31 protein-coding genes and 1 pseudogene are annotated in these 26,014 nt (G+C 60.8%); 18 read left to right on the top strand and 14 right to left on the bottom strand.

Going from position 1 to position 26,014, the window contains the following annotated elements; genetic code table 11:
- Positions 1–166: 166 nt before the first annotated feature.
- The gene (locus BLP99_RS11730) at positions 167–1,153 is read left to right on the top strand and encodes a hypothetical protein (RefSeq protein ID WP_072394909.1); all 987 of its coding nucleotides are present in this window, start codon (positions 167–169) and stop codon (positions 1,151–1,153) included.
- Positions 1,154–1,157: 4 nt separating this feature from the next.
- Here the strand turns inward: BLP99_RS11730 and BLP99_RS11735 are convergent, their stop codons facing one another.
- Positions 1,158–1,970 (bottom strand): sulfite exporter TauE/SafE family protein, encoded by an 813-nt coding sequence (locus BLP99_RS11735; protein ID WP_072458722.1) that lies wholly within the window; start codon positions 1,968–1,970, stop codon positions 1,158–1,160.
- Between the two features lie 109 nt (positions 1,971–2,079).
- Between BLP99_RS11735 and BLP99_RS11740 the strand changes: the two genes are divergently transcribed.
- Entirely contained in the window at positions 2,080–2,868 is a 789-nt protein-coding gene (locus BLP99_RS11740) for an AraC family transcriptional regulator (protein ID WP_092180369.1), read from the top strand.
- A gap of 71 nt (positions 2,869–2,939) precedes the next feature.
- A complete protein-coding gene (locus tag BLP99_RS11745; RefSeq protein WP_072394915.1) occupies positions 2,940–3,257 on the top strand; it encodes a helix-turn-helix domain-containing protein in 318 nt (105 codons plus the stop codon).
- A 21-nt stretch (positions 3,258–3,278) separates the two neighbouring features.
- Here BLP99_RS11745 and BLP99_RS11750 read toward each other — a convergent pair whose 3' ends face one another.
- Complete coding sequence (locus BLP99_RS11750) at positions 3,279–4,337, bottom strand: MBL fold metallo-hydrolase (protein WP_072432016.1); 1,059 nt, start codon at positions 4,335–4,337, stop codon at positions 3,279–3,281.
- Positions 4,338–4,529: 192 nt separating this feature from the next.
- On the opposite strand from BLP99_RS11750, the gene BLP99_RS11755 reads away from it, so the two are divergent.
- Positions 4,530–5,138 (top strand): TetR/AcrR family transcriptional regulator, encoded by a 609-nt coding sequence (locus tag BLP99_RS11755; protein ID WP_072394919.1) that lies wholly within the window; start codon positions 4,530–4,532, stop codon positions 5,136–5,138.
- A gap of 3 nt (positions 5,139–5,141) precedes the next feature.
- Here the strand turns inward: BLP99_RS11755 and BLP99_RS11760 are convergent, their stop codons facing one another.
- Positions 5,142–6,089, bottom strand: a complete 948-nt coding sequence (locus BLP99_RS11760; RefSeq protein ID WP_072394921.1) for a LysR family transcriptional regulator — start codon at positions 6,087–6,089, stop codon at positions 5,142–5,144.
- A gap of 15 nt (positions 6,090–6,104) precedes the next feature.
- On the opposite strand from BLP99_RS11760, the gene BLP99_RS11765 reads away from it, so the two are divergent.
- Positions 6,105–6,815: a CTP synthase C-terminal region-related (seleno)protein gene (locus BLP99_RS11765; protein WP_076406415.1), complete on the top strand. Its 711-nt coding sequence runs from the start codon at positions 6,105–6,107 to the stop codon at positions 6,813–6,815.
- Positions 6,812–7,126: an antibiotic biosynthesis monooxygenase family protein gene (locus BLP99_RS11770; RefSeq protein WP_092180371.1), complete on the top strand. Its 315-nt coding sequence runs from the start codon at positions 6,812–6,814 to the stop codon at positions 7,124–7,126. Before BLP99_RS11765 ends, BLP99_RS11770 begins: the two co-directional genes overlap by 4 nt.
- Positions 7,127–7,192: 66 nt before the next feature.
- Here the strand turns inward: BLP99_RS11770 and BLP99_RS11775 are convergent, their stop codons facing one another.
- The gene (locus tag BLP99_RS11775) at positions 7,193–7,519 is read right to left on the bottom strand and encodes a DUF2025 family protein (RefSeq protein WP_072394927.1); all 327 of its coding nucleotides are present in this window, start codon (positions 7,517–7,519) and stop codon (positions 7,193–7,195) included.
- 240 nt (positions 7,520–7,759) lie between these two features.
- Between BLP99_RS11775 and BLP99_RS11780 the strand changes: the two genes are divergently transcribed.
- The 3 genes from BLP99_RS11780 to BLP99_RS11790 all read left to right on the top strand — a co-directional run bounded on the left by BLP99_RS11780 (position 7,760) and on the right by BLP99_RS11790 (position 10,580).
- Positions 7,760–8,887, top strand: coding sequence for a glycerophosphodiester phosphodiesterase (locus BLP99_RS11780; RefSeq protein WP_072394929.1), 1,128 nt, complete (start codon positions 7,760–7,762; stop codon positions 8,885–8,887).
- Positions 8,888–9,041: 154 nt separating this feature from the next.
- Entirely contained in the window at positions 9,042–9,347 is a 306-nt protein-coding gene (locus BLP99_RS11785; RefSeq protein ID WP_072394931.1) for a PepSY domain-containing protein, read from the top strand.
- A 210-nt stretch (positions 9,348–9,557) separates the two neighbouring features.
- Positions 9,558–10,580: a transporter gene (locus BLP99_RS11790; RefSeq protein ID WP_072395429.1), complete on the top strand. Its 1,023-nt coding sequence runs from the start codon at positions 9,558–9,560 to the stop codon at positions 10,578–10,580.
- 105 nt (positions 10,581–10,685) lie between these two features.
- On the opposite strand, the gene BLP99_RS26835 is transcribed toward BLP99_RS11790, so the two are convergent.
- Both BLP99_RS26835 and BLP99_RS26840 read right to left on the bottom strand, forming a co-directional pair.
- A complete protein-coding gene (locus tag BLP99_RS26835) occupies positions 10,686–11,453 on the bottom strand; it encodes a methyl-accepting chemotaxis protein (protein WP_371128597.1) in 768 nt (255 codons plus the stop codon).
- Positions 11,454–11,618: 165 nt separating this feature from the next.
- Positions 11,619–12,422, bottom strand: a pseudogene (locus tag BLP99_RS26840) (hypothetical protein); the annotation flags it as partial.
- A gap of 98 nt (positions 12,423–12,520) precedes the next feature.
- Between BLP99_RS26840 and BLP99_RS26215 the strand changes: the two are divergent.
- The 3 genes from BLP99_RS26215 to BLP99_RS11805 all read left to right on the top strand — a co-directional run bounded on the left by BLP99_RS26215 (position 12,521) and on the right by BLP99_RS11805 (position 14,360).
- Positions 12,521–12,781, top strand: coding sequence for a hypothetical protein (locus BLP99_RS26215; protein ID WP_143007945.1), 261 nt, complete (start codon positions 12,521–12,523; stop codon positions 12,779–12,781).
- A 47-nt stretch (positions 12,782–12,828) separates the two neighbouring features.
- Positions 12,829–13,077, top strand: a complete 249-nt coding sequence (locus BLP99_RS11800; RefSeq protein WP_072394935.1) for a hypothetical protein — start codon at positions 12,829–12,831, stop codon at positions 13,075–13,077.
- An 83-nt stretch (positions 13,078–13,160) separates the two neighbouring features.
- Complete coding sequence (locus BLP99_RS11805; protein WP_072432013.1) at positions 13,161–14,360, top strand: MFS transporter; 1,200 nt, start codon at positions 13,161–13,163, stop codon at positions 14,358–14,360.
- A 21-nt stretch (positions 14,361–14,381) separates the two neighbouring features.
- Here the strand turns inward: BLP99_RS11805 and arfB are convergent, their stop codons facing one another.
- Together arfB and BLP99_RS11815 are read right to left on the bottom strand one after the other, a co-directional pair.
- Positions 14,382–14,795, bottom strand: a complete 414-nt coding sequence (gene arfB / locus BLP99_RS11810; protein WP_072394939.1) for an alternative ribosome rescue aminoacyl-tRNA hydrolase ArfB — start codon at positions 14,793–14,795, stop codon at positions 14,382–14,384.
- Positions 14,796–14,954: 159 nt separating this feature from the next.
- Positions 14,955–16,370, bottom strand: a complete 1,416-nt coding sequence (locus BLP99_RS11815; protein WP_072394941.1) for an amino acid permease — start codon at positions 16,368–16,370, stop codon at positions 14,955–14,957.
- Positions 16,371–17,308: 938 nt separating this feature from the next.
- Here BLP99_RS11815 and BLP99_RS26400 point away from each other — a divergent pair.
- On the top strand, positions 17,309–17,446 hold the full coding sequence (locus tag BLP99_RS26400; protein WP_003178782.1) for a hypothetical protein: 138 nt from the start codon (positions 17,309–17,311) through the stop codon (positions 17,444–17,446).
- A gap of 90 nt (positions 17,447–17,536) precedes the next feature.
- Positions 17,537–18,502, top strand: a complete 966-nt coding sequence (locus BLP99_RS11825; RefSeq protein WP_072394945.1) for a CgnE/CgnB domain-containing protein — start codon at positions 17,537–17,539, stop codon at positions 18,500–18,502.
- Positions 18,503–18,584: 82 nt separating this feature from the next.
- Here the strand turns inward: BLP99_RS11825 and rluB are convergent, their stop codons facing one another.
- The 6 genes from rluB to BLP99_RS11855 all read right to left on the bottom strand — a co-directional run bounded on the left by rluB (position 18,585) and on the right by BLP99_RS11855 (position 23,458).
- Positions 18,585–19,799, bottom strand: coding sequence for a 23S rRNA pseudouridine(2605) synthase RluB (gene rluB, locus BLP99_RS11830; protein ID WP_072394947.1), 1,215 nt, complete (start codon positions 19,797–19,799; stop codon positions 18,585–18,587).
- Positions 19,800–19,942: 143 nt separating this feature from the next.
- A complete protein-coding gene (locus BLP99_RS11835) occupies positions 19,943–20,134 on the bottom strand; it encodes a DUF1289 domain-containing protein (RefSeq protein ID WP_072394949.1) in 192 nt (63 codons plus the stop codon).
- A gap of 45 nt (positions 20,135–20,179) precedes the next feature.
- A complete protein-coding gene (gene scpB, locus BLP99_RS11840) occupies positions 20,180–21,115 on the bottom strand; it encodes an SMC-Scp complex subunit ScpB (RefSeq protein WP_072432010.1) in 936 nt (311 codons plus the stop codon).
- 11 nt (positions 21,116–21,126) lie between these two features.
- Positions 21,127–21,825, bottom strand: a complete 699-nt coding sequence (locus BLP99_RS11845; RefSeq protein ID WP_172834660.1) for a segregation and condensation protein A — start codon at positions 21,823–21,825, stop codon at positions 21,127–21,129.
- A gap of 132 nt (positions 21,826–21,957) precedes the next feature.
- Entirely contained in the window at positions 21,958–22,587 is a 630-nt protein-coding gene (locus tag BLP99_RS11850; RefSeq protein WP_092180437.1) for an L-threonylcarbamoyladenylate synthase, read from the bottom strand.
- Between the two features lie 13 nt (positions 22,588–22,600).
- Complete coding sequence (locus tag BLP99_RS11855; protein ID WP_072394955.1) at positions 22,601–23,458, bottom strand: PHP domain-containing protein; 858 nt, start codon at positions 23,456–23,458, stop codon at positions 22,601–22,603.
- A gap of 87 nt (positions 23,459–23,545) precedes the next feature.
- Here BLP99_RS11855 and BLP99_RS11860 point away from each other — a divergent pair, with 87 nt between their 5' ends.
- From BLP99_RS11860 to BLP99_RS11875, 4 genes are all read left to right on the top strand, one after another.
- Positions 23,546–24,142, top strand: a complete 597-nt coding sequence (locus BLP99_RS11860; protein ID WP_072394957.1) for a septation protein A — start codon at positions 23,546–23,548, stop codon at positions 24,140–24,142.
- A 1-nt stretch (position 24,143) separates the two neighbouring features.
- A complete protein-coding gene (locus BLP99_RS11865) occupies positions 24,144–24,443 on the top strand; it encodes a YciI family protein (protein ID WP_072394959.1) in 300 nt (99 codons plus the stop codon).
- 211 nt (positions 24,444–24,654) lie between these two features.
- Positions 24,655–25,065, top strand: a complete 411-nt coding sequence (locus BLP99_RS11870; RefSeq protein WP_076406408.1) for an SH3 domain-containing protein — start codon at positions 24,655–24,657, stop codon at positions 25,063–25,065.
- 7 nt (positions 25,066–25,072) lie between these two features.
- The gene (locus BLP99_RS11875) at positions 25,073–25,750 is read left to right on the top strand and encodes a response regulator transcription factor (RefSeq protein ID WP_072394964.1); all 678 of its coding nucleotides are present in this window, start codon (positions 25,073–25,075) and stop codon (positions 25,748–25,750) included.
- The last annotated feature ends 264 nt before the right edge of the window (positions 25,751–26,014 follow it).

Below are 26,014 nucleotides of genomic sequence, written 5' to 3' on the forward strand. Positions count from 1 at the left end.
TGGCATCGGGATTGCTCCGCAAGCCAGCGAAAGCACAGTCTCTCGCCACAGGTTGCCAGGCGAGTCGGGGGACACCGGCTTACTGCCGTGTTTGCAAAACAATCAGTGCATCTCACCCCACCACTCGCTATTAATATCCTTTTGTTCTCAAGGACCCGAGCCCGTCATGAAATTCGACCTCGCCTACTGCCTCAGCCTCGACGACAAGTTATCGATCTATGACGTGCGCGATTTGAATTTCGACGAGACCATGGACTTCGACTCCGCCAAGGAGCATTTCCAGTGCCCCAACGATGTTTGTCGAATAGCGTTCGACGCGACGAATGTATTGGGGACATTCAATGCCAAGAACGTGAACTATGTACGCACGCCGCACTTCAAGAACATCCCCAGTACGCGACATATCGAGGGTTGCCCCTATGCCAGTCTAAAGACCCCGGCGTCTGGCCTGGAGGCGGATGGTGAGGAATCGGATGACGCTCGGGAAGAGCATTTTCCTTCGGAGCTATTGCTGGCTCGGCGCGAGTATGTGCGCAAGCCGTCCAGCCCGACGGTGACGACCGATGGAATACGCGAAGAACGCGCGCCTTCCCTCGCCAGTCATGGCGAGCACCCGGGCCGCGGTTCGGCACCGGACAGGACCCATGTCTTCGCTCATCCGGTGGAGTGTTTCGTATCGAACTTCGCGGACAAGGCGTTGCTCAAGCGCATGCCCCTGAAGATCGGCGAGCATACGGCACCCTACGCCTCGTTCTTCAAGAAGATCGAGTACCTGCTGGACAACAGGGGATTGATCTACTGGGGCAGGATCAAGGAGATCAAGGACTACACGCAGAGTTTTCGCATCGACTTCGAACAGAAGGTCTGGTTCAAGCAACCGGATGAGACAAAGAAGAAGCCTTACTCGGTCAATGTCTACCTGAGCAAGAAACTGATCGACAACTACCGCAAGCGCAAAGCGTTCCTGGAAGAAATCAAGCACGCCGTGGACAGCGACGCGCCGTTGTACTGCTTCTTTTATGGGGTGACGCCGGAGTTGAAACAGGTGCCGAGCAAGAAAAACCCCGACCAGACGTTCGGAGTATTCAGCGCCAATATCGAGAACCTGGATCACTTCATCATCCGGGAAGCACCGGGGCTGGCCGACCAATAACCCCCTACCCCGACAACATTGCGCCCATCACCATCATCAGCAGCCCGACATATACCCGCGCATGCAGTCGATCCGGTATCCGCCCGACCCATGGCATTGCCAGGCGGATGCCCAGTACCGCACCGAGCGTGAGTACAGCGAACGCCAGCAGGTCCACATATCCGACGAACCACGGCCCGAGGTCAGCTCCGGTGAGGCCGGCCAAAGCCATGTAGGTAACGGTACCAGCCAAAGCGACAGGCAAGCTCAGTGGATTTGCCATCGATGTAGCCTGGGACATGCTCAAGCCACACCGGCGAAGCAGCGGCACAGTCATGACACTGCCACCGACACCCAGGAACGTGGCGATGATTCCGACAGCAGTACCTCCCAACGTCGTCTCCAGTGTCGACAGGGAGCGAGGGACGACGTCGCTCTGGCGTGTAAGAAAACCTCGCCGTAGCAAGCAATCCAGAATGGTCAGGGCCAGGTAGGCGCTGAAGACGTAGCGAATGATTTCGCCGCTCATCCAGGTGGCAGTCATCGCACCGAGGGCCGCGCCCAGGGCGATGAAGGCACCGAACGGCCACAGGTAATGAGCAAGCAACTGACCGGCGCGTTGGTGTTTTCGGGTCGCGACCAGAGCGTTGACGATCATGGCGCAGGTGGAGGTCGCCACGGCGATGTGCATCGCCGACTCACCGATGGCGTCATTAGCGTGACGTGCCATCAGCAAGCGGTAGATCAGCGGTACGACGACAAAGCCGCCGCCAAACCCGAACAGCACGGCGGTCACGCCGCTCAGGCAGCCGAAACAGGCGAGCAATAGGTAGGACATCAGAGAAATCCACTGCCGGAGAAAGGTGTCGACGATAGGTAAACGAGACATGGCCCGCTGTAGCAAACTGGCCAATAATCTTTGCGTTTACGCCAAAACGAGGCTTTCGATGCGCAATGGTTCGATCGATGTATTGGATGCGACGCCCCGGGCTGTGGTCGCCATCGGCACCGACTATCCCCATGGATACCTGTTGCCGATACACCGCCATCGCCGTGCGCAGTTGCTCTACGGTGCAACTGGGGTGATGAAGGTCAGCACACAGGACGGTAACTGGGTGGTGCCGCCGCAACAGGCGGTATGGATTCCGCCAGGGGTCGCCCATGAAGTGTTGATGCTGGGCGTCAGCACGCGCAGCCTGTACCTTGAACCAGCTGTCATCACAGGCATGGACAGCCGTTGCCAGGTCATCGGCGTGTCGCCCCTGATGCGCCAGCTTCTGATAGAGGCCGTGGAGCTTGTACCGAACTACGACGAAGCCGGACGCGATGGTGCGCTGGTCCAACTGCTCTTGCATGAGCTGCCGCGCAGCGCCCCTTTGCCATTGCACCTTCCATTGCCCAAGGAGCCCCGCTTGCTGGGCCTGTGCCAGATCTTCCTGGCAAAACCCGACGCCCATGCGTCGCCTGTGCAATGGGCCGCGCAGTTGCACGTCAGCCTGCGATCGTTCAATCGCCTGTTCAGGCAGCATACCTCGCTGAGTTTCAGCCAATGGCGACAACAGGCCTGCGTCCTGTCGGCATTGTCTCGATTGGCTGTAGGAGATTCAGTGACCAGGATTGCCCTTGATCTGGGCTATGACAGTCCCGCGGCGTTCTCCACGATGTTTCGAAGGATCCTGGGCCAGGCCCCGAGCGCCTGGCTGGAGAAAACCACCGGTCATCCATCAAAAAAATGAGATTGATCCGGGCTCAAAACAACTGTACAAAAACACAGTATTTTTTGAACCCACCGCTTTGGAGAACCCCCATGGCCTCTCTCGCAATCAAAACCACCCTGGAACGCATCGCTGTCTACCAGTTCACCCCCGCCCACAGTGCCCAGGCCCGAGCCATGCTGGGCTGGAGTGTCGAGGAATTGTCCCGCCAGTCCGGTGTTTCAGTCCCGGCCATACGGCGCTTCGAAGCCGGCGGGGAGTTGCGCGACGTGACGCGCCTGGCCCTGGCCTTTCGACTGGAAGCCGAGGGCCTGGTGTTCTTCCCTGGCTTCGCACCGGGGCGCGGCATGAACATCAAGGGCGCCACGCCGGATCCCATGGAGCGGGCCGATTACGCGATGATCGAATGACCCTGCGGGTGTGACACGGTATCAGGCCATACCGGTCTGGTTCTGGTAGGCCGACGCCTCCACATCCAGCCACCAGGCCCGGCCACGTTGCGGTTGCGTAAGGCTGAAGGCTTCGCCCATCCGCGGCGTGGTGATGAGAACGTTACGCTCCCAGGCCAGGGCCAGGATTCGGTCGAAGGGTTCGTACCAGGCATGCATCGACAGGTCGAACGTCCCGTTATGGATCGGCAGCAGCCAACGGCCCCTGAGATCGATATGCGCCTGGAGGGTCTGTTCGGGCTGCATGTGGATCAGGGGCCATTCGACGTTGTAGGCACCGGTTTCCATCAGGGTCAGGTCAAAGGGGCCGTAGCGATTGCCGATGCGTTTGAAGCCATCGAAATAACCGGTATCGCCGCTGAAGAAAATCCGGGTGTCACCGTCGATCATCACCCACGAGGCCCACAACGTGCTGTTGCCGTCGAACAGGCCCCGACCGGAAAAATGCTGGGAGGGGGTGGCGATGAACTCGATACCGTCCACCTCGGTGCCCTGCCACCAGTCCAGCTGACGCACCTTGCTGGCGTCGACGCCCCATTTGACCAGGGTATCGCCCACTCCAAGTGGCGTCAGGAAATGCTCGGTCCTGTCGGCAAGCTGGATGATGGCCTGGTGATCGAGATGGTCGTAATGATCGTGGGAAAGAATCACCGCCTCGATGGGCGGCAGCTCTTCCAGGCTGATGGGCGGTTGGTGAAAGCGTTTAGGGCCGGCCCACTGCACCGGGGAGGCACGCTCGGAAAAAACCGGGTCGGTCAGCCAGAATTTGTCCCGAAGCTTGAGCAGTACGGTGGAATGGCCCAGGCGAAAGACACTGCCATTGGGCGCCGCCAGCAGCTCGGCACGGGTCAACGGCCGGACCGGGACGGCGCCCTTAGGGCGGGTGTCGCGGGGCTTGTGGAAGACCATGTTCCACAGAATGCGCAAGGCCTTGCCGACCCCTTCCCGAGGCGTCGAGGCGTGGTTGCGATACTTTCCTTGCTCCCGTCGAGACGCGGGATGAATAGATGAGCTGTCGGACGAAATAGAGGGATGGGTCATGATGCGATAACTCCAAGGGCGTCACTGGCATTGCGCTTCGCCGTTGTTGAACGCTAAATGGCCGTTGCATGCACGCTCAGCCGTTCGCTTGATGGTAAAACTACACCGACCGGTGTAGGTTGCAGACTGCATCACTGCCGACAACAAGTAAACCACCGAGTGTAACTTATCTTTTCTGGACTATTTTTACCCATGACCGTACCGCAGCGCCTCACCGACCGAAAACGCGAAGCCATCCTGGAGGCCGCCATTGCCGAATTTCGCAGCAGTGGTTTCGATATCACCAGCATGGACAAGATCGCGGCAACGGCCGGTGTGTCGAAGCGCACGGTGTATAACCACTTTCCGAGCAAGGAAGAACTTTTCGCTGAGATCCTGAACCGGTTATGGAACAGCGTGACGGCAGAGCAGGAAACCGCCTACGACCCCGACAGGCCTCTGCGCGAGCAGCTTCGTCGATTGCTGCAAGCCAAACTGCACATGCTGGCGGACGATAACTTCCTCGACCTGGCGCGCATCGCCATCGCCGCAACGATCCATTCTCCCGAGCGGGCACAGAACATGGTTGCGCGCATGGGACAGCGTGAAGAAGGCCTGACGGCCTGGATTCGCCAGGCCCAGGCCGATGGCCGGTTGAAAGCTGTGGAGCCGGCCTTTGCCGCCCAGCAGATGCACGGGCTGATCAAGACGTTCGCCTTCTGGCCGCAGATTTCCATGGGCCAACCTGGCCTGACCGCTGAGCAACAGACCCAGGTGGTTGAATCGGCCCTCGACATGTTCCTGGCCCATTACCAGCGTTGATACTCAACGCAGCCGCACGCTACGCCCCAGTTCATCGAACAACGTCACCACCGAGCGCAAGGCCCGGCAGTCTGGCCGGGTCAGGAGCCAAAGCGCCGTGTCGTAGCCAGCCAACGGTTCACCCAAGGACGTGAGGCCCTGGGCGTCGTCGACCAGGAAGTCCGGCAGCGCCGCGATGCCCAGGCCGGCGCGCACCAGCTCGGTGACCGAGAGCATGCTGTTGCAGCAATAAGCCGGTATCACGCCGGGAAAATGCTGGCGGCGCCAGGTCACGGTGGGGTGGTCGGGCAGGAAGTCGTCGGGCGCGATCCAGGTCATTGCTGCCAGGTCATCCGAAGTCACAGCGCACAGGTAAGACGGGCTCGCACATACCCGGAAGGTCACATCACCCAGATGTCGGCCGACCAGGTGCTCCGGTGGCGTGCGGGTCAATCGCAATGCGATATCAGCGTCGCGGCGACTCAGGTTGGCGAAGTCGTTGGACGTACTCAGTTCCAGGTGCAACGCCGGATAGGCGGGCATGAACCTCGCCAGAGCAGGCAGTAACAGCGCTTGCAGGACCGAGTCGGTACAGGTCAACCGCACCGTGCCGCTGACCACCTCCCCGCCCTGCTCCACGCCGATACGCGCAGCTTCCAGGGCTTGCTCGGCACGCTCGGCCTGTTCGGACAATGCCTGTGCCAGGCTCGTGGGCAAATACCCGGCACGGCTCTTCTCGAACAGTGGCTGTCCCAGCGACGCCTCAAGCCGACGCACCGAACGAAACACCGTCGATACGTCCACCTGCAACAGCCGTGCGGCCCGAGCCAGGGAGCCGCCACGCACCAGCGCCAGAATCAGGGACAGGTCGGGATAGTCCAGGCGATATTGCGTCGATGCATTGAGCACTTGGGTAAACGCCAATATTGATTGCGTGAACGCCAATCTATAGTGGCGACCAGGAATCAACAAGCGGCAGGCCTCCCCATGGAAAAACAGCGTCCTTCGCACATCGCCCTTGTCGGCGATCATGACCCGCAGATTATCGCCCACCGGGCCATTCCCCTGGCCCTGGAGATGATTGGCCAGCAAACCGGCCAGCTCGTGAGTTTCCAATGGCTGGCAACGGAATCCATCAGTCATGGGAGCGTTCTGGAAGGCTTCGACGGCATCTGGTGCGTGCCCGGCAGTCCTTACCGAAACGAAACCGGGGCATTGGACGCCATTCGTTTTGCCCGCGAACAGGGTCGCCCTTTCCTGGGCACCTGCGGCGGGTTCCAACACGCGATGCTGGAATATGCCCGCAACGTCATGGGCTGGGCCGATGCCGTCCATGGCGAAACCGCCCCGCAAGCCGAACGCATCCTGCTGACACCGCTGAGCTGTGCTCTGATCGAAACCATCGACAGCCTTGGGCTCGTAGCGGACTCATTGACGGCCAAGGCTTATGGTCGCCAGACGGTGTTCGAAGGGTATCGGTGCCGCTTCGGCGTCAATCCGCGGTTCGAGAAGGAGCTATTGGACGGACCGCTGTACGCCGTCGCCAGGGATCCGGCCGGCGAGCTGCGCGCCGTGGAACTGCGGGGGCATCCGTTCTTTGTCGCCACGCTGTTCCAGCCTGAGCGCGCGGCCTTGGAAAACCGCATCCCGCCGCTGGTCAATGCATTTGTCGAAGCCTGCCGGAGCGTAGCCCCGTGAGTGAACATTATTACGCCGTTATCTTCACTTCCCTGCGCACCGATGCAGACCAAGACTACGCCGAAGCCGCCGAGCGCATGCTGGCGCTGGCCAGGGAACAGCCGGGTTTTCTCGGCGTCGAATCGGCCCGTGGCGAGGACGGCCTGGGCATCACGGTTTCCTACTGGAGCAGCGAAGCGGCGATCCAGAGCTGGAAGCGGCATCCTGAACATCGTGCAATCCAGGAGCGCGGTCGCGTCACCTGGTACACCCATTTCCACACGCGGGTGTGCAAGGTCGAACGGGAATATGCGTTCCAGCGCCAGGCCTGAGCGCGCTTCTTGCCCCCGTGGTGAGGGACCTGCCCAACACCACGCGATTGCCGATATCCGCCCGGTTCAGCCGTTCACCAACTGACGCACCGCCATGATCTCCGGCAGGTCACTACGTGCCATGTACACCCGCAGGGGTTCGGTAAGGTTGATCCGATCGTCGATGTTCTGGTCCAGCAGCAACTGGATCCGCTCGCGCTTCAGGATCATGGTGCCTTGGGCGGCAGGGGCCCAGACGAATTCGCTGGTGGGGATAATGCCGTCGTCGGCCACGTCCATGCCGAAGGCGTCTTCGCTGAAACGCACGATGTACTGGCCGGTCTTGCGGTTCAGGCCGACAAAACCCTGGAGCTGATCGGCGGCCTGGCAGATGAAGGTCGAAGTGGTGCGCATGGTAAACCTCATGGATGCGTCCCGTGGGACGTCTGATCGATGGTTTACACGCAGGGCAAGCGATTGTGTTCAGGTCTCCCTCTGCCGGGGAAACTGTTGCCGCCAAGAGTACTGCAAAGCCGCCTGAAAAGCCGTGGGAAAAATCTGCTTTACGCAGCTTTGTGTCGGTCTGGCGATAGCGTTCGGCGCATCGAGTTGTTAAAAGATAGGTTTTTGCGAACCTACGAAAGGAACTCGAGCATGCCTGTTACCTTCACCCGCAGCGCCTTGATGTTGAGCCTGTTGCTCGGCTTCGGTCAGACACACGCAGCCGAGGCCTCGACTCCCAAGGCATTGGCGACCCTCCAGGGCATCCCCCATCCGGCAGTGATCGCCCACCGTGGCGCTTCATTCGACGCGCCGGAATCCACCGCCGCGGCCTACAAGCTGGCCCGCGACCTGGGCGCCGATTACCTGGAGCTGGATCTGCAACGCAGCAAGGACGGTGTGCTCTTCGTCCTGCATGATGACAGCCTGCTGCGCACCACGGACGTCGCGACCAGGTTTCCCGAACGCAAGGACAGCCCCGCCAATGCGTTCACCATGGCGGAACTCAAAACCCTCGACGCTGGCAGTTGGTTCAATGCCGCCTACCCGGATCGGGCGCGCCCTGCGTTCGCAGGGCTGAAAATCCTGACCCTCGATGAAGTCATCAACATCGCCGAAGGCAATCCGGCCCAGAAGCCCGGGCTGTACATCGAAACCAAGGAGCCGAAACTGTTCCCGGGTATCGAACGCGACCTGAAGGACAAGCTGCAGGACCGTGGCTGGCTGAGCCCGGCCGGGTCCAAGCTGGCCAAGAGCGCGACCGGCGTGGGCCAGGGCAAGGGCAAGGTGGTCTTGCAGACCTTCGAGAAGAGCAGCCTGGAACTGCTGCACAAAGAAATGCCGAAAGTGCCCAAGGTCCTGTTGCTGTGGGTAGGCGAAGGCAATATCGAGCCAAAATCCAAGGTGACGTTCGCCGAGTCCGGCGAAACGGACAAGGCGGTCTATTACGCCAGGCAGGAGCCCAAGGACCGAGCCGAATTCGAGAAATGGGTACGTTACGCCAAGGACCAGGGCGCCATCGGCACAGGCCCTTCCGCGGCGTTGACCCATGGGGGCAGCCAGAGCTATGCGGACCTGGTACAACCCTGGATGAACCAGTACACCCATGACCAGGGCTTGCTGGTGCACGTCTACACCGTGGACGAAGCCGTGGATTTCAAGAAGGTGATGGATGCCGGCGTGGATGGCATCTTTACCAACCGCGCCAGTGAACTGCTCAAGTACTTCAAGCGTCCTGAGACTGGCAGCGTCGTGCAGTTGCTGGAGAAGAACGGTTACTAAACTACGTCAGCCTATGGGTTGAACACATTGGGCCCATAGGCCTTGTTCTGCGCTTTTCTTGATTCTTTTGAAATTAAGGGTGAATTAAGTTGCCAGAGTTAGCCTGAGCCCACTTAAACAACACACCCTTTCGATGACACCAAGGAAAGAACTTATGAAAACTTTGACTGCCCTGTTCACCGCCGCCGCCCTGACCCTCACCGCTGGCCTGGCCCAAGCGGACGTACGCATCGACCAGGTTCCACAACTGGTCAAGGAAGGCAAGATCAAATCCCTGGAGTCGATGAATGAGGAAGCCCTGAAACTGCACCCGGGCGCCACCATCACCGACACTGACCTGGATAACCACTTCAATGGTTACGAATATGAAGTGGAACTGAAAACCGCCGACGGCAAAGAGTTCGATGTCGACTTCGATGCGACAACCGGCAAAGTCCTCAGCAACAAGCAAGACAGATAATTCGCAGGCAAGACAATAAAAGCCGCACAACTTTCGAGTTGTGCGGCTTTGTTTTTTCCAGGTGAAAGAACTTGTAACTCCATTGCGCAACCCGGCTCTTTCAGGCCATACCCTTGCCGTCCAACTGTCACACAACCATCAAGAAAGCTTGCGATGATGGCCTCAAGTGAACCTGTGGATGCCACAGGCACTTCCCGCCAGCGAGACCTCATGAACCACAGCCTCGACCAAAGCCATCGCGACCCGGACCTGTTCGGCCTGCTCTATGGATTTCGTTTCAAACCCGGCGAACGCGGGCGGGAGATCGACTCGGCGCAGGCCCTGCAATATCTGCAGCAATCGCAAGACGACAATGCATTCCTCTGGCTGCACCTGAACCTGGCCCACGCGGCGTGCGAACGCTGGATGAAAAGCCATCTGCGCCTGCCACAGGAATTTTTCGAAGCCTTGCATGAAGGCTCGCGTTCGACCCGCATCGAGCATGTCGATTCGGCGCTGCTGGCAGTGGTCAACGACGTGGTGTTCAACCTCAGCAGCATGGTTTCCTCGGACGTCTCCACCCTGTGGGTTTGCGTGCACAGCCGATTGATTGTCAGCGCACGCCTGCAACCCCTGCACTCGGTGGACAAGCTGCGCTCTTCGGTCAAGGCCGGCGAATGCTTTCGCTCGCCACTGGAATTGCTCGTGCACTTGCTACGCGATCAGGGCGAAGTGCTGACTCAGATCGTGCGCAAGACCAGCCTCAGCGTCGACCAGATCGAGGATGAGCTGCTGTCGTCGCGACTTTCAACCAACCGCGCAGAACTGGGCGCCAACCGCCGGGTACTGGTGCGTCTGCAACGGCTGCTGGCCCTGGAACCGGGTTCGCTGCTGCGCCTGCTCAACCGCCCGCCGCAGTGGTTGCAGAAAGAAGACGTCAAGGAACTGCGCAAATCCACTGAGGAGTTTGCCCTGATCATCAACGACCTCACCGCGTTGAGCGAGCGGATCAAGCTGCTGCAGGAAGAAATCGCCGCCAATCTCAACGAACAGACCAACCGTTCCCTGTTCACCCTGACGGTGGTCACGGTACTGGCCTTGCCCATCAACATCATCGCCGGTTTCTTTGGCATGAACGTCGGCGGCGTGCCCCTTGCAGACGATCCCGAAGGTTTCTGGGTCCTGGTAGTGCTGGTGGCGACCTTCACACTGATCGCCGGTCGATGGGCGTTCCGTAAGCGACGCGACTATTGAGCCAGGCCTTGCCAACGTCCTGAGGCGACGGTGCGCCGGAATCAGTCGTGGCGAGAGCGATCCCCCCCTCGCCACGACTGCGACAGCCTGCCCGGATAAAGCAGGTCAGGCACTCAACCGCGCCGTCACTTCGTTCAACTGCCCCGACAAGCCATGCAGGCCTCTACTGGCGGTTTCAGTGCGCTGTACGTTGTCCAGGTTGGTGCTGGCGATACAGGTGATTTCGGTCAGGTTGCGCGAAATATCCTCGGCCACCGACGTCTGTTCTTCCGCAGCCGTGGCGATCTGGCGGTTCATGTCGCGGATCGCCTCCACAGCCTGGGTGATACGTTCGAGCATGGCTCCAGCCTGGGTCACCTGTTGCACGCTTTCCTCGCTGCGGGTCTGGCCGCTTTCGATGGCCTGGGCCGCGTCCACCGCGCCGGTTTGCACGGTCTGGATGATCTGGTTGATCTCGATGATGGAAGAGGCCGTACGCTGCGCCAGGCTGCGCACTTCATCGGCCACTACCGCGAAGCCGCGCCCGGCCTCACCGGCACGGGCCGCTTCGATGGCCGCGTTGAGGGCCAGCAGATTGGTTTGTTCGGCGATGCCGCGAATCACTTCGAGCACTTTGCCGATGCGCCCGCTGTCGGTTTCCAGCTGGCGGATCACCGTGGCGGTATTGGCGATTTCGCCGCGCATGCGTGTGATGGTATGGATGGTTCCCTGCATGACCTTCTCGCCCTGCTGCGCCGAATGATCGGCATCGTCGGCCGCCCGCGCGGCGTCGGCGGCGTGGCGCGCCACCTCCTGGGCAGTGGCGGACATCTCGTTCATCGCCGTGGCGACCTGGTCGGTACGTTCGAATTGCTCGTTGGTGCCCTGGCTCATCAGGCCGGCGATGGCATTGAGTTCGCCGCTGGCGCTGTCCAGCTCCGAAGCACTGCGCTGCAAGCGCGAGAAAGTTTCGGCGAGAAAATCACGCAAGGTATTGGCCGCCAGGGCCAGGTCGCCCAGTTCATCCTGGCGGTGGCTGACCACTCGCTCGGCGAAACGGCCGCGGCTCAGTTGAGTCACGTATGCAATCAGGCTCCGGATGGGCTGTACCAGGTTGCGATTGACCAGCCACAGGCTGAACACACCGATCAGCAGGCCCGACACCAGCATGATTGCGGTGCCCGACAGGATCGTTCGATCGGCACCGGCACTGATCAGCACCGACTGCTCCTTGCTCAGCTTGCGAAGCTCGATGACCAGTTCGCTCATCTGCTCGCTGGTTGCGCGGTCGACACCCTTGACTGCGGCGTCGCCTGCCGCCGCATCGCCGCCCGCAGCGACGAAAGCATCACGGCCCTTCTGATAGGCCGCGCCCAACTGACGATGTTCGCTGCGCAATTGTTCAAGGCGGGTCTTGATGGTTGCCGGTACACCTTCGCGCCCGATCAATTCTCCCAGGATCCCCTGGACATCGCGCTGGCGATCCTCGAACTGCTTCCAGTACTTATCCAGGTCCGCCGGTTGCTTGCCACGCAACAGCACGTTTTTCCACTCCTGGACCTGCACCTTGAATTGCAGGTTGGCCTCATCGATCAACTGCGAGGCGCGCAGCGGCCCATCGATCAGGCTTCGATAGTTCTGGATGCCATCGGAAAGGAAATGAAAGGACGCCAGGGCGATCAGCAACATCGCCAGCAGGCTCCCGCTCAGCAGAGCAAGAATCTGGGCTCTCAGGGATTTTTGCAGAAACATGGAGGCAGCTCTCCAGGAAGTGATAAGGCCAGACCCCGAACAGTGCGTCCGGACTTCCTTGTCTCGCGCAAGCCATGTCACGGCATGAATGCGGGGATATGTCTTGAACATCGACCTGTCATCCGCGTTCTTGAGCGCTTGCGATCACCGTTCATCCGATTGTTGGCGCCTGACGGCGGGCTTGCATAGGCCTGTCTGGACAAGCCCTTTTGTCGGCCGAACGGGATTTAAAAGTCTTTTTGTCATTTCTCCTGCTGTATCCTGCCCAGGCTTTGAAAAAGCGCGGATCTACCCGATCTGTCAACAGACTTTGCGAGGAGCGCGATATGCACGAGATTCCCAATCTCCCCTTCCCAAGCCTGCACGAAACTGAGCAGACGACCACGCGACAAGCTGGGGGGCAACCTGACGCCCGCCAACCCGAGCCCAAAGAAGCCGCCGAACGCCGCCAGGCCGACAGCGAAAACTGATTCACACTGATCCAGCCGCAACACCAGACCGTGTGGAAAACGCTAAGATGCGTTTTCCACACTGCCTGAACCCGAGTCCCGCCATGACCGACGACACATCTACTTTCAGCGAAGCCCAGGCCAGCGTACTGATCGGCACCGCCGAGAAAATGGTCGATGTCTGGACACGCCTTTCCCCCGAGAAACAGGCCGCGCTGCTGGCGCGTTTCGGTAGCGAGGAAAATGCCATCGCCGCCCTGGTGACCACGCAACTGGTAGCCGGGAAAGACGACGACGGATCGGCGAGGGGCAAATAGTTCTACTTTTTCACGCCTGGATACCACGTCCGCCGTTATCATAAGCAGCCTATCTATTTCGCTGTTCCGTGGACCCTTTCCCCATGTCAGATTCCCAGCGCCCCCTGGCGGTCACGCTGCAAGTCGTTTCCATCGTCCTGTTCACCTTCATTGGCTACCTGAACATCGGCATTCCCCTGGCCGTGCTGCCCGGTTTCGTCCACGGCGAGCTGGGGTTCGGCGCGGTCATCGCCGGGCTGGTGATCAGCGTCCAGTACCTGGCGACACTCCTCAGCCGTCCTTACGCCGGTCGAATCATCGACAACCTCGGCAGCAAGCGCGCCGTCATGTTCGGCCTTGCCGGGTGCGGGCTGAGCGGTGTATTCATGCTGGTATCCGCCTGGACCCATGAGCTGCCGACCCTGAGCCTGATCAGCCTGCTCATCGGGCGCCTGGTGCTGGGGAGCGCGGAAAGCCTGGTAGGTTCGGGCTCGATTGGCTGGGGCATCGGCCGGGTCGGCGCGGCGAATACCGCCAAGGTGATTTCCTGGAACGGCATCGCCAGCTACGGCGCGCTGGCGATTGGTGCCCCGCTGGGGGTGTGGTTGGTCAAGTCCCTGGGCCTCTGGAGCATGGGCGTCAGCATCATCCTGCTGGCGGTGCTGGGGGTGGCATTGGCCTGGCCGAAAACCGCCGCGCCCATCGTCGCTGGCGAACGGCTGCCCTTCATGCATGTGCTGGGACGCGTCCTGCCGCATGGTAGCGGCCTGGCCTTGGGCTCCATCGGCTTTGGCACCATCGCAACGTTCATCACGCTGTATTACGCGACGCAACATTGGGATAACGCAGTGTTGTGCCTGAGCCTGTTCGGCGCCTGCTTCATCGGGGCACGCTTGCTGTTCGGCAACCTGATCAACCGTCTGGGCGGTTTCCGCGTGGCGATTGCCTGCCTGTCGGTGGAGACCCTGGGCCTGCTGCTGTTGTGGCTGGCACCCGATGCCCATTGGGCATTGGCGGGCGCGGCGTTGAGCGGGTTCGGCTTTTCCCTGGTATTTCCGGCCCTGGGGGTGGAAGCGGTCAACCTGGTACCGGCTTCCAGCCGCGGCGCGGCGGTGGGTGCCTATTCGCTGTTCATCGATTTATCGCTGGGGATCACCGGACCGTTGGCTGGGGCCATTGCCGCGGGTTTTGGCTTTGCCTCGATCTTTCTGTTCGCTGCGTTGGCGGCCCTGGGCGGGCTGGCATTGAGCATCTATCTGTACCGACAGGCGCCGAGGTATCGCGAGGAACGGGAGCGAATCTAGTGGGCTACCTCTAGTATCCCATTAGAAGTCCACCTTACCGCGCCCGGCCTTGATCGAGCCGCGACGGGTCTTGGATTCCAGGCGACGGGTCTTGGAGCCCAGGGTCGGTTTGGTCGGGCGACGCTTCTTCTCCACCTTGATGGCACCGAGAATCAGTTCGGTCAGGCGCGCCAGGGCGTCAGCCCGGTTCTGTTCCTGCGTGCGGTACTGCTGGGCCTTGATGACCAGCACACCGTCGCCGGTAATGCGGCTGTCGCGCAGGGCCAGCAACCGTTCCTTGTAGAACTCGGGCAAGGACGAGGCCGGAATGTCGAAGCGCAAGTGCACGGCGCTGGACACCTTGTTGACGTTCTGCCCGCCGGCGCCCTGGGCACGGATGGCCGTCAATTCGATCTCGGCGTCCGGAATGTGCACTGTGTTGGAAATCACCAGCATGGGAAAGGGTCCGGTATCAGGACGCTCAGGATACCCCGAATACCCCAGACAACGCCTAACCCTGTGGGAGCGAGCTTGCTCGCGATTGCAGTGTGTCAGTCACCCTTGATATTGCTGACCCACCATCGCGAGCGAGTTCGCTCCCACAGGGTTTCGTGCTTACTTGGCAGGCGCCACGACCAATTCCTGCCTGGCACTGCGCTTGTTCTTGACCAGGTAGCAGACCCACATGAACGCCACCCACACCGGAATCGCATAGACCGAGATCTGGATACCGGGGATCAGCAACATCACGCCCAGGATGAACACCACGAACGCCAGGCAGATGTAGTTGCCGTAGGGATACCACAGCGCCTTGAACAGCGGTGTCTGGCGGGCCTGGTTCATGTGCTGGCGGAACTTGAAATGCGAGTAGCTGATCATCGCCCAGTTGATCACCAGGGTCGCGACCACCAGGGACATCAGCAACTCCAGCGCGTGTTGCGGAATCAGGTAGTTGAGCAACACCGCCACCAGGGTCACCGCCGCCGAGGCAAGGATCGAGCGCACCGGCACGCCACGCTTGTCGATCTTGGCCAGCATGGCAGGCGCGTCTCCCTGCTCGGCCATGCCCAGCAGCATGCGGCTGTTGCAATAGGTGCCACTGTTGTACACCGACAACGCGGCGGTCAGCACCACGAAGTTGAGGATGTGCGCCGCGGTGTTGCTGCCCAGCATCGAGAACACCTGTACGAACGGACTGCCGCTGTAGGCATCGCCGGAGGCGTTGAGGGTGGTCAACAGGCTGTCCCAGGGGGTCAGGGACAACAGCACCACCAGGGCACCGATATAGAAAATCAGGATCCGGTAGATCACCTGGTTGATGGCCTTGGGAATCACGGTCTTCGGTTTGTCGGCTTCGGCGGCGGTAAAGCCGAGCATTTCCAGGCCACCGAAGGAGAACATGATGATCGCCATCGCCATCACCAGGCCGCTCACGCCGTTGGGGAAGAATCCGCCATGGCTCCACAGGTTGGTCAGCGAGGCTTGCGGCCCGCCATGACCGCTCACCAGCAGGTAGCTGCCCAGGGCAATCATGCCGACAATCGCCACGACCTTGATGATGGCGAACCAGAATTCGGCCTCGCCGAAGACTTTGACGTTAGCCAGGTTGATGGCGTTGATCAGGATGAAAAATGCTGCCGCCGAGGCCCAGGTCGGGATGTCCGGCGCCCAGTAGTGGATGTACTTGCCCACCGCTGTCAGCTCGGACATGCCCACCAGGATATACAGAATCCAGCAGTTCCAGCCCGACAGGAAGCCCGCGAAACCGCCCCAGTACTTATGGGCGAAGTGACTGAAGGAACCGGCTACCGGCTCCTCGACGATCATTTCGCCCAACTGGCGCATGATCATGAATGCGATGAAGCCGCAGATGGCATAGCCCAGGATCATCGACGGGCCGGCCGACTTCAGCACCCCCGCCGATCCGAGGAACAGGCCGGTGCCGATTGCGCCACCGAGGGCGATCAGTTGAATGTGTCGATTTTTCAGGCCGCGTTTCAGCTCGCCTGAATGCGAGTTTTGTCCACTCATGAAAAAGGTCTCACGCAAGGTTTGATGATGTTCGTCAGGACGTTGCCACTCGAATCGGATTTCAAGCGGCGCCGATCAAACCCCAGCGCAGGCACCAGGAATTCAGCGTTCTTACAACGGTCATGCGTCACCTGTTTGTTTTTATCTGTGACGAAATCGAACCCGACACGCTTGTGGCGTGGCGGAGTGAACAAGGCGGATAACCTTGAAGGTGCGTGGGTACGCGAAGGGTCACAGTAAAACGCGGCGCATTGTACACCGCCGCCCCCCTGCTGCCAGACACCACCGGATCAGCGTGTCATTTGCCGGGATCGCATGAGGCCGCCTCGAAGATCCCGGGCGGCTGCGAATCAAGGTCCAGGCCCTTGCGAGCCCTCGAAGTGAGCGACGTGGAAACACCACGACGCAAGGGATGGAGTTGAGCTACGGCGTTCATTGCGCCTCCTTCTTGTTATGCACCTGCACGACAGGCATGGAGCGCATCTCACCTTTCCTGCCGTGAGGAAACAAGCACTGGAACCCCTTTCGATCGAGCGCCGTGCGGCTGCCCTGGAATCTTTTTCTTACATGCCTTGAAGGCCGTGTCAGGAGGCGGATGAACGGCGTCTTTTCGTCATTATTTCTTTACAGAGCGTAACGCAAAATTTCCACATGGGAATTTCTTGTAAGACGTCTGCAAATTGACGGTAGGAAGCTTCCTAATTAAAAAACATTTCCAGGTGACTGTTTTTTCAGGGTAAAAAAATCACTGAAAATGGAATAAAAAGTTTATTCACGAAAAATAGAAAAATTTTTTTTGCATTCCAAAAAACCCTCGACTAGGTTTTAGCGACTTGCCAAGGCATCTGCCGGCAAGCCTTTGCGAGGCCACTTCCAGTCAGTTCTCACTCACCGGAACGCTGCGCAAATTTCCGTAAAAGTCATCTAGGAGATTCACTATGCAAGCACTGGACAAGGACTTGGAAACCGAACTGCAACTGGACGAATGGTTTGAAGCGCCAACCCATGAAGCCGCCGTTGAAATGATGCAAGCCGATGCCGTCGTTCCGTTCGGCACGGCGATGTGGCCTCTGTAAGCACGACCCGGCGGAGGTGATCCGGCCGGTCGGCTCCGCCACTTTTTCGGGTCGTCAGGAAGTCAATCAATCTGTCAGGGAAGAATAAGCATGGACACGCAACGAGCCATCTCACATTTCCTTTACTACCTCGAACACCACCCCGCCCTGGCCGGCATCCAGCCCGCCAAGGTGCTACTCGGCCACACCGCTGACTATGAAGCACTGACCGGTGCCATCGCCGAACAGGCAGCAAGCAGCTCGCCTTTGCGGTTCAGCGCCATGCGCCTGGACCTCGAGACCACGGAGCGTGTGTCCAAGGCAATTGCCGAAAGCGACCTCTACATTTTCTTCTATGACTCCTCCACCCTGCCCAACCCGCGCCCCGACGGCCCGGACTTTGTCCGTGCGCTGCAAGGCGTGATGGCGGATAACTGGAGAAAATCGCTGCTGTTCAAGGACTATGGCGATTATTTCTATGACACCTTCAGCGTCATCCCACAACGCATCGCGGGACTCAACAGCCACCTGATCCGGCGCATGTCCCAAGCGACCACGCTGAGTTTCCAGGATGACCACGGCTCGTATTTCGACACTGCCCTGAGCAGCGTGAAAAAATGGACCGACATCAACGGCGTCGGCAACTTCGACCTGGCGCCGGGTGAAATCGCCACCCACAGCGACACCATCAATGGGCAGGTAAAATTTCTCGGCACCTTCCTCAGCACTATTCCGTTCGCGCGCAAGTATGGTGTGCTGCAATCACCGCTGGAGCTGTGGATCGAAGACTCCACCATCCGGAAGATCGCCACCGACGTACCGGGTCTGGAACACGATTTCAACCGGTACCTGGACGCCAATCCGTCCAACCGTCGCATCGAGGAACTGGGCATCGGCACCAACGAAGGGGTCAAGAGCCTCTACGCCCGCAACGCCGGTTTCGAGGAGCGTCATTGCGGCCTGCACCTGGGGCTCGGCGGCGGCGCCAAGGGCAGTCATCACCTGGATCTGATTTTCGAGAGCGGTGTGCTGGCGCTGGACAACGAACCCATGTTCGACGGGCGCTTCGTGTTTTAAGAGAAACGTTGCACATGGGGCAAAAAAAAACGCCAACCCAACGGTTGGCGTTTTTTCATGCCGCGTGTGGCTTGGAACGGCCTCACTCCGGTTTGCGACGTCCAAATCCAGGACGCTGGCCGCTGCCGGCCGGGGCGCCACGGCGCTTGCCAGACGGCGTATCGCGATCAACCAGGGTGATACCCGGGCGTTTCTTCGAGGTTGGCTTGGCCGGACGCTTGACGTCAGCCGGACGCTCAGCCACTGGCGTGCCCCGACCTTCGCCACGCTCGGTACGGCCAATGGCCGGACGTGGCGTACGCGGGCCGCGTTCGCCGTCCTGGCGAGGCCCAGGCTTGCGGGCCGGGCGTTCGCCTTCGAGCTGCGGCTCGCGGGGCGCGCGCGGAGCCGTTGCGCCATCGGCCGCAGGGCGCAGGGTGCGCACACGTTCGGTCTTGCCCATCGGACGCGAGGACTTGCGCTGCATCCGCTCCAGCTTGTCCTTGCTCTTGGCGGTCATCTGCGGCATGGCCACAGGCTTGAGGCCCACCTCGGCCGCCAGGATGTCGACTTCCTGCTGGCTCATTTCGCGCCAGCGGCCCATCGGCAGGTCGGAGTTGAGGAACACCGGACCGAAACGCACACGCTTCAGCCGGCTCACCACCAGCCCCTGGGACTCCCACAGACGCCGGACTTCACGGTTACGGCCTTCCATGACCACGCAGTGATACCAGTGGTTGAAACCTTCACCGCCCGGTGCCTGCTTGATGTCGGTGAAACGCGCCGGGCCGTCTTCCAGCACCACGCCGGCCTTCAGGCGCTCGATCATCTCATCGTCGACTTCACCACGGACCCGCACGGCGTACTCGCGGTCCATCTCGTAGGACGGGTGCATCAGGCGGTTGGCCAGTTCACCATCGGTGGTGAACATCAGCAAGCCTGTGGTGTTGATGTCCAGGCGACCGATGTTGATCCAGCGGCCTTCCTTTGGGCGCGGCATCTTGTCGAACACGGTCGGACGGCCTTCCGGGTCGTCACGGGTGCAGATCTCGCCGTCGGGCTTGTTGTACATGATCACGCGGCGCACCGTTTCGGCGGCCTCTTCGCGCTTGATCACCTTGCCATCGATGGTGATGGCGTCATGCAAGTCGACGCGCAGGCCCAGGGTGGCCTCCTTGCCGTTGACCTTGATCCGGCCCTGGGTGATCCAGGCTTCCACGTCGCGGCGCGAGCCGACGCCGATACGGGCGAGGACTTTTTGCAGTTTCTCGCCTGCGGGGCCGATTTCCTGGGTGTCGTTCTGGTCTTGGTCTTTCATGCTGGGCACCTCCCGGTGTGTTCCGGTCAGGTCAGGCCTGACGCTTTGAAAACGGGTCGTTCGGCGAAGGGTTCGCCAAAGGGTCGCGAATCATACGCCCGTTCAGGCGTTTGCGCATCACAGACTAGCTGATCGATACACCGTCAACGCTTTTTCCGCCGACCGGTGCTGCCCAACCTGATCAGCCGCAACGCCGCCTCGGCGAGCACGGTGCGCTTGTCGTCCTTGTCGAGTTTCTTCCAGGCCTTGATCTCGCGCTTGCTGCGGCCACAGCCGATGCAGATGTCATCGTCGAACTTGCAGAGGCTGATGCAGGGGTCTTTAGTGGAACTCATGGTCATTTCCTGCTGGCACTGCCGCTCCGACGGGATGCAGCCTGATCAGTCGTCGAGCTGGCGCCGCTCGTTTTCGATCGCTTCGGCCAGCGCGCGGGCTTCGGCCTCTTCTTCACTCAGCTCGGGTTCGGGCTCGCGCGGTTCAAGGGCGGCCACGGCAGCCAGCAGCTTCTCCCGGGCTTCGGCCACGCCAAGGATATCCTGCTCGGGTTCGGCCTGGGGTTCGCTTTCAATGCCAGGCGCCTCCTCTTCCGTTACCGGTGGACCGTCACGCAGCAGGTCATCGAAATCGGTCTTGAGGCCTTCTTCCATTGTGTCCAGTTCCAGCAACAGCGAATGGAAACTGGTTTCTTCCCTGGGCTCCTCCGGTTCGGCGCTGGCATCGGCCAGTTCCTGCAGACCTGGAGGCACGGGGGCGTCGTCGAACTCCAGCACTGGTTCGGGCTCCAGCTCACGCAGTTCGGCCAACGGTGGCAGCTCGTCCAGGTTCTTCAGGTTGAAGTGGTCGAGGAATGCCTTGGTAGTGGCGAACATCGCCGGCTTGCCGGGTACATCGCGATAACCCACCACGCGGATCCACTCACGCTCCAGCAACGTCTTGACGATATGGCTGTTCACCGCCACGCCGCGGACATCCTCGATTTCGCCCCGAGTGATCGGCTGGCGATAGGCAATCAACGCCATGGTTTCGAGCATGGCCCGGGAGTAGCGCTGCGGTCGCTCTTCCCACAGGCGTCCGACCCAGGGCGCGAATTTCTCGCGGATCTGCAGGCGGTAGCCGGAAGCCACTTCCTTGAGTTCGAAGGCCCGTCCCTCGCAGGACTTGCCCAACAGCGCCAAGGCTTTCTTGAACACGGCCGGCTCCGGCCGCTCGCCTTCCTCGAAGAGTTCGAACAGGCGCTCCATCGATTGCGGCTTTCCCGAAGCCAACAGGAAAGCTTCAAGCAAGGGCGCCAGTTCACGGGGTTCAGTCAGATTCATCGATTCGCTCGTTATTCGGCTCGTGCCCGCACATGGATCGCGGCGAACGGCTCATTCTGCACCAGCTCGACCAAGGATTCCTTGACCAGTTCCAGGATCGCCATGAAGGTCACCACGACTCCCAAGCGCCCTTCCTCGACGGTGAACAGCTCCACGAACGGCACGAAGCCGCCGCCCTTGAGCCGCTCCAGCACATCGCTCATGCGCTCGCGGGTGGACAACGCTTCGCGGCTGACCTGGTGGCTTTCAAACATATCGCCGCGGCGCAGGACTTCAGCCATGGACATCAGCAGTTCTTCCAGACTCACGTCCGGCAACAATTTGCGCGCCCGCGCTTCTGGCGCATCGAGCTTGGGTACCACCACATCCCGGCCGACCCGGTTCAAGCCATCGAGACCTTCGGCCGCGACCTTGAAACGTTCGTACTCCTGCAAGCGGCGGATCAACTCGGCGCGGGGATCGTCCTCTTCTTCCTCGACCTCGGCCGAGCGTGGCAGCAGCATGCGCGACTTGATCTCCGCGAGCATGGCCGCCATGACCAGGTATTCGGCCGCCAGTTCCAGGCGTACCGACTGCATCAGCTCGACGTAGCCCATGTACTGGCGCGTGATCTCCGCCACCGGAATGTCGAGGATATTGATGTTCTGTTTGCGGATCAGGTAGAGCAGCAGGTCGAGGGGCCCCTCGAAAGCTTCGAGGAATACTTCCAGCGCATCCGGCGGAATGTACAAGTCCAGGGGCATTTCCATGACCGCCTGGCCATAGACCATGGCGAACGGCAGCTCCTGCTGGGCGCCTGCCTGGCTGTCGGTCGTGTCCACCACGGTCTCCACAGCCGACATTCAGGCCCCGACCATGAACGGCGTCGGGTCGCCGCAGCCCACGCGCACCACTTGCGGCTCGCCGTCGGCCAGGTTGATCACGGTAGAGGCCTTCATGCCGCCGAAACCGCCGTCGATGATCAGGTCCACCTGATGTTCGAGCACCTGGCGAATTTCATAGGGATCGGTCATCGGCTCGGTCTCGCCGGGCATGATCAGCGTCACGCTCATCAGCGGCTCGCCCAGTTCCGCCAGCAAGGCCAGGGCAATGGGATGGCTCGGCACGCGTAGGCCGATGGTGCGTTTCTTCGGGTGCAACAACAGCCGCGGTACTTCACGGGTGGCGTTGAGGATAAAGGTGTAAGGCCCCGGCAAATGGGCCTTGAGCAGGCGGAAGGTACCGGTATCGATCTTGGCGAACAGGCCCAGCTGCGACAGATCGCTGCAGATCAACGCGAAATTGTGCTTGTCGTCCAATTGGCGCAGGCGTCTGACCCGCTCCACGGCGTTCTTGTCGCCAATCTGGCAGCCGATGGCGTAGGAAGAGTCGGTGGGATAGACCACCACGCCACCGCTACGAATGATTTCCACCGCCTGCTTGATCAGGCGCGCTTGCGGGTTTTCCGGATGAATCTGGAAAAATTGACTCACGTGTTCTACCTGTTCAGACGGCGACGGGATCATGTTTGAATCTACACCAAAGCGGTGGCAGATCTTCGGGTAGCGGGCGGTACTCGCCTATCTCGGACCAGCCCCCCGGGCCATGGAAATCACTGCCGGCGGTCACCAACAGCCCGAACTCCCGGGCCAGGATCGCCAGGCTGCCGACCTGTTCGGCCGGCTGGTGGCCATTGACCACCTCGATGGCATGGCCCCCTGCTTGAATATAGTCGGCTATCAGGCGGCGGCGTTTGCTACGGGTGAAATCATAATGCCAGGGATGCGCCAGGCTGACCCAGGCACCGGCGGCCCGCAGGGTTTCGACGGTTTCCTCCAGCGTCGGCCAATGTTGCTTGACGTCCCCCAGCTTGCCGGCCCCCAGCCATTTGCGGAAGGCGTCGGCGCGGTCCTTGACGAACCCCTCGCGCACCATCCAGTCGGCGAAGTGCGGCCGGGCCGGTGCGTTGCCGCTGTCCCCCAGCTCCTGCTGGATCTGCCGCGCGCCCTCCAGGGCGCCAGGCATGCCCTTGAGGGCCAGCTTGCGGCCGATCTCTTCGGCACGCAGCCAGCGGCCGTCGCGCAATTGCGCGATGGCACGGACCAGCGACGGTGCGTCGACATCGAAACCATAGCCCAGCACGTGAATGGTCGCCCCACCCCATGTGCAGGACAATTCGACGCCGTTGATCAGTTGCATGCCCAGGGCCGTCGCCGCGCCACGGGCCTCTTCGAGGCCCTCGAGGGTGTCGTGATCGGTCAGGGCCAGGACTCGCACGCCGTGCTCGAACGCCCGCGCCACCAGAACCGCAGGCGCCAGGGCGCCATCGGAGGCCGTGCTATGGCAGTGCAAATCAACATTCACGGGGGTGTGTTACCTCGAATCAGCTGGCCCTATCGCGGCCAAGGATGTTTGTTATTATGCCGCCACATCCTGCTTCTGGCTGCCATTGTGAAACAATTCATCGACTTCATCCCGCTCCTGCTGTTCTTCATCGTCTACAAACTTGATCCCCGGGCCATCGACATTGCCGGTCAGTCATTGACCGTAGGCGGCATCTACAGCGCCACCGCGGTACTGATCATCAGCTCCGTGGTGGTCTATGGAGCGCTGTTCGTGTCCCAGCGCAAACTGGAAAAAAGCCAGTGGCTGACCCTGATCGCCTGCCTGGTTTTCGGCAGCCTGACCCTGGCCTTCCACAGCGAAACCTTCCTCAAGTGGAAAGCACCGGTGGTCAACTGGCTGTTCGCCCTGGCCTTCATCGGCAGCCATTTCATCGGTGATCGCCTGCTGGTCAAGCGCATCATGGGCCACGCCGTGAACCTGCCGGACCTGATCTGGACCCGGCTCAACATCGCCTGGATCGCCTTTTTCCTGTTCTGCGGCGCGGCCAACCTGTTCGTTGCGTTCACGTTCCAGCAATACTGGGTCGACTTCAAGGTATTCGGCAGCCTGGGCATGACGCTGTTGTTCCTGGTCGGCCAAGGTATCTACCTGTCCCGCCATCTGCACGATGCCGACCCCACCACGCCAAAAACCGAGGACTGACATGCTCTACGCAATCATTGCCACCGACGTCGCCAATTCCCTGGAAAAACGCCTGGCCGCCCGCCCTGAGCACCTGGAACGCCTGCAACAGCTCAAGGCCGAAGGTCGTGTCGTGCTGGCCGGCCCGCACCCGGCGGTGGACAGCAACGACCCGGGCGCCGCCGGCTTCACCGGTAGCCTGATCGTGGCCGAGTTCCCTTCCCTGGCCGATGCCCAGGCCTGGGCCGAAGCCGATCCGTTCGTGACCGCCGGCGTCTACGCCAATGTCGTGGTCAAGCCGTTCAAGCAAGTCATGCCGTGACCCTTCGCGCAGTGAGCCTGGTGGCTCATTGCGCTCAATTGCTCATTATTCTCGTTTGCCTGCCGACAACCTGCCCAGGCTTGGGCTTTGTACAAAAAGTGCCTTCGCGACGATCTGGCTGCGTTGATAACGGGCTTGCCTGATCACGCGCTCGGCGACTTTTCGTACAAAGCCTATTCTGTCTAATCTCGACTGGAATTCAGGAGTGGCAATGCGCAAAGGTCCGTTGTGCCTGTTATGGATCACGTTGGCGATCGGGACACCCGCCCACGGGGAAGAACACACCGAGGGCAGTCACTCGACGCCCCTGTCCCTGAGCGCAGGCGGCCAGCTCACCGAACTGCAGCAACGCTTGAAGGACAGCGAGCGAGTACGCGAAGAGCTTACCCAACAATTGCAGAACGCCAACAACGAACGTGAAAGCGCCCTGGTGAGCCGCTTGCGCCAGGAGAACCAGCGCCTGAAGCTGCAACTCAAGGAAGCCCAGGCCAGCCCGCTGCCACGCCTGCTGACCGACCAGCAGCAGTGGTTCGTCATCGGCGCCGGGGTAGCGCTATTGGCCGTACTCTGCGGTATCTTTGCCAGCGGTGGACGTAGACAACGTCGGCAATGGCTAAATTGAGTGATTCATGAGCGAGCTGTTACTGATTGATGATGACCAGGAGCTGTGCGAGCTTCTGGGCAGTTGGCTGGGCCAGGAGGGTTTCCTGGTACGGGCCTGCCATGACGGTCAGAGTGCCCGCAAGGCCCTGGCCGAAACCGCACCGGCGGCGGTGGTACTGGATGTGATGCTGCCCGACGGCAGCGGACTGGAACTGCTCAAGCAATTGCGCAGTGATCATCCCGAGCTGCCGGTGCTGATGCTTTCGGCCCGTGGCGAACCCCTGGACCGTATCCTCGGCCTGGAGCTGGGCGCTGACGATTACCTGGCCAAACCCTGCGATCCGCGGGAACTGACCGCCCGCCTGCGCGCAGTGCTGCGCCGCAGCCACCCCACCGCCGTATCCAGCCAGATCGAACTGGGTGACCTGACGTTCAGTCCGGTACGGGGCGTGGTCAGCATCGATGAACAGGAACAGACGCTTACCGTATCCGAAAGCCGCCTGCTCGAAGCGCTGCTCAAGCAGCCGGGCGAGCCGCTGGACAAACAGGAACTGGCGCAGATTGCCCTGGGCCGCAAGCTGACCCTGTACGACCGCAGCCTCGACATGCACGTGAGCAACCTGCGCAAGAAGATCGGTCCCCACCCTGACGGCCGGCCGCGCATCGTTGCCCTGCGCAGTCGGGGCTATTACTACAGCCTCTGAACACTGCACCGATTCCTTGCCTGGACCGAGGCCATGATGCCTTTGTGGGGAGGGCGTTTTATCCCTGGTGGGGGGCGAAGCGCTCCCAAGGCGTGCCTGCCTTGCGATGTATCGGATAAACACAGGGGGGCCGCTACGCGGCCCGACGGGGATAAATCCCCTCGCCGCAATCATCTGCTTGTCACAGCTTGCGCTTCGACCGTTTTGTAAGCCCGTCACCAGGACCTCTTTACCCAAGCTTTACCCTGCGCTGACCGCCGCTGA

Origin of the sequence: Pseudomonas sp. NFACC32-1 (genome assembly GCF_900101215.1) — a bacterium.
Classification (GTDB): Bacteria; Pseudomonadota; Gammaproteobacteria; order Pseudomonadales; family Pseudomonadaceae; genus Aquipseudomonas.

What these genes read in the sequence shown, in the direction of transcription:
- BLP99_RS11800 (WP_072394935.1), top strand. Translation starts at nt 12,829, where the DNA reads ATGCGTTTTCCACACTGCCTGAACCCGAGTCCCGCCATGACCGACGAC.
- BLP99_RS11755 (WP_072394919.1), top strand. Translation starts at nt 4,530, where the DNA reads ATGACCGTACCGCAGCGCCTCACCGACCGAAAACGCGAAGCCATCCTG.
- arfB (WP_072394939.1), bottom strand. Translation starts at nt 14,795, where the DNA reads ATGCTGGTGATTTCCAACACAGTGCACATTCCGGACGCCGAGATCGAA.
- BLP99_RS26835 (WP_371128597.1), bottom strand. Translation starts at nt 11,453, where the DNA reads ATGAGCCAGGGCACCAACGAGCAATTCGAACGTACCGACCAGGTCGCC.
- BLP99_RS11735 (WP_072458722.1), bottom strand. Translation starts at nt 1,970, where the DNA reads ATGTCCTACCTATTGCTCGCCTGTTTCGGCTGCCTGAGCGGCGTGACC.
- BLP99_RS11780 (WP_072394929.1), top strand. Translation starts at nt 7,760, where the DNA reads ATGCCTGTTACCTTCACCCGCAGCGCCTTGATGTTGAGCCTGTTGCTC.
- BLP99_RS11875 (WP_072394964.1), top strand. Translation starts at nt 25,073, where the DNA reads ATGAGCGAGCTGTTACTGATTGATGATGACCAGGAGCTGTGCGAGCTT.
- BLP99_RS11825 (WP_072394945.1), top strand. Translation starts at nt 17,537, where the DNA reads ATGGACACGCAACGAGCCATCTCACATTTCCTTTACTACCTCGAACAC.
- scpB (WP_072432010.1), bottom strand. Translation starts at nt 21,115, where the DNA reads ATGAATCTGACTGAACCCCGTGAACTGGCGCCCTTGCTTGAAGCTTTC.
- BLP99_RS11750 (WP_072432016.1), bottom strand. Translation starts at nt 4,337, where the DNA reads ATGACCCATCCCTCTATTTCGTCCGACAGCTCATCTATTCATCCCGCG.
- BLP99_RS11865 (WP_072394959.1), top strand. Translation starts at nt 24,144, where the DNA reads ATGCTCTACGCAATCATTGCCACCGACGTCGCCAATTCCCTGGAAAAA.
- BLP99_RS11765 (WP_076406415.1), top strand. Translation starts at nt 6,105, where the DNA reads ATGGAAAAACAGCGTCCTTCGCACATCGCCCTTGTCGGCGATCATGAC.
- BLP99_RS26400 (WP_003178782.1), top strand. Translation starts at nt 17,309, where the DNA reads ATGCAAGCACTGGACAAGGACTTGGAAACCGAACTGCAACTGGACGAA.
- BLP99_RS11870 (WP_076406408.1), top strand. Translation starts at nt 24,655, where the DNA reads ATGCGCAAAGGTCCGTTGTGCCTGTTATGGATCACGTTGGCGATCGGG.
- BLP99_RS11775 (WP_072394927.1), bottom strand. Translation starts at nt 7,519, where the DNA reads ATGCGCACCACTTCGACCTTCATCTGCCAGGCCGCCGATCAGCTCCAG.
- BLP99_RS11790 (WP_072395429.1), top strand. Translation starts at nt 9,558, where the DNA reads ATGAACCACAGCCTCGACCAAAGCCATCGCGACCCGGACCTGTTCGGC.
- rluB (WP_072394947.1), bottom strand. Translation starts at nt 19,799, where the DNA reads ATGAAAGACCAAGACCAGAACGACACCCAGGAAATCGGCCCCGCAGGC.
- BLP99_RS11815 (WP_072394941.1), bottom strand. Translation starts at nt 16,370, where the DNA reads ATGAGTGGACAAAACTCGCATTCAGGCGAGCTGAAACGCGGCCTGAAA.
- BLP99_RS11785 (WP_072394931.1), top strand. Translation starts at nt 9,042, where the DNA reads ATGAAAACTTTGACTGCCCTGTTCACCGCCGCCGCCCTGACCCTCACC.
- BLP99_RS11835 (WP_072394949.1), bottom strand. Translation starts at nt 20,134, where the DNA reads ATGAGTTCCACTAAAGACCCCTGCATCAGCCTCTGCAAGTTCGACGAT.
- BLP99_RS11805 (WP_072432013.1), top strand. Translation starts at nt 13,161, where the DNA reads ATGTCAGATTCCCAGCGCCCCCTGGCGGTCACGCTGCAAGTCGTTTCC.
- BLP99_RS11740 (WP_092180369.1), top strand. Translation starts at nt 2,080, where the DNA reads ATGCGCAATGGTTCGATCGATGTATTGGATGCGACGCCCCGGGCTGTG.
- BLP99_RS11745 (WP_072394915.1), top strand. Translation starts at nt 2,940, where the DNA reads ATGGCCTCTCTCGCAATCAAAACCACCCTGGAACGCATCGCTGTCTAC.
- BLP99_RS11730 (WP_072394909.1), top strand. Translation starts at nt 167, where the DNA reads ATGAAATTCGACCTCGCCTACTGCCTCAGCCTCGACGACAAGTTATCG.